The 506-nt window shown below is 43.7% G+C and carries 2 protein-coding genes; one reads left to right on the top strand and one right to left on the bottom strand.

Features of this window, described 5'->3' with window-relative positions:
* Window positions 1–249 (top strand): PLP-dependent transferase (locus tag ACNOHI_RS25680; RefSeq protein WP_420477548.1); only part of this gene is annotated, 249 nt, incomplete at its 5' end.
* Between the two features lie 44 nt (window positions 250–293).
* On the opposite strand, the gene ACNOHI_RS25675 is transcribed toward ACNOHI_RS25680, so the two are convergent.
* The coding region (locus ACNOHI_RS25675) for a hypothetical protein (protein ID WP_420477547.1) at window positions 294–506 on the bottom strand (213 nt) is incomplete at its 5' end.

Here is a 506-nt window from a genome sequence, read left to right as displayed (position 1 = left end):
GGCGATGAAATGGCAAAGCAATTATCAGCAAGACTGCAAATTATCCATTATGCTGTTTCCCTGGGGCATCACAGATCGCTGATCTTTTACATGCGGTCGGAAGATCTTCTTCTCTCCTCATTTAAACTCGAGACTCAGGAACGGAAAGACTCATGGGATGAGTTTGCCGGAAAAGGGATATTCCGGTTGTCTGTGGGACTTGAAGATGCCGAAGATATTATCAGGGATCTTGACAATGCATTAAAATAGAACTCCGGCAATATACAGAGAAAAATAAACCGGAAGATCTCATACTACGGCGTCAGGATCAAAAGTCCTCTCCGATCGTTTGTATCTGCATTGGTAACTTTTCCTTCTATCACACTTTGTCCTGCGCTTCCCGGGTTATTGCCTCTCCCAAGAAACCAGCTTCCCTGCGTATCTGAAATAGAAATTCCGGCTTCCAAAGCAATGCTTAAACCGAAATCGGTACAATTATTTTTATTAAGATTATACCGGCGCCCCTC

This window comes from Noviherbaspirillum sp. ST9, assembly GCF_048799745.1.
Taxonomy (GTDB): Bacteria; Pseudomonadota; Gammaproteobacteria; order Burkholderiales; family Burkholderiaceae_D; genus Noviherbaspirillum.
This window is presented reverse-complemented; position numbering and strand designations above follow the sequence as displayed.